A 220-nucleotide genomic window follows, 5' to 3' on the forward strand; every position below is an offset into this window, starting at 1 on the left:
TGGCGTGACGATCACGTTCCTGCCGACGCAGCTGGCGGAACAGTTCATGGAGCTTGAGAACACGTCACTCCGCGTCCTCTTGACCGGAGGAGACAAGCTGAAGCGCGCGGTCAAACGGCCGTACACGCTCGTCAACAACTACGGGCCGACAGAAAACACAGTCGTCGCCACAAGCACAGAGATCAATCCCGAGGAAGACTCACTTTCCATCGGGCGTGCA

General features: G+C 58.6%; 1 protein-coding gene. It reads left to right on the plus strand.

Annotated features, from left to right (window positions below; all coding sequences use genetic code 11):
* A partial coding sequence (locus V6D44_RS21020) for an AMP-binding protein (protein ID WP_333516869.1) occupies positions 1–220 on the plus strand: 220 nt, incomplete at both ends.

The sequence above is a fragment of the Bacillus sp. 0209A genome (assembly GCF_036765095.1).
GTDB classification, from domain to species: Bacteria; Bacillota; Bacilli; order Bacillales; family Bacillaceae; genus Bacillus; species Bacillus subtilis_G.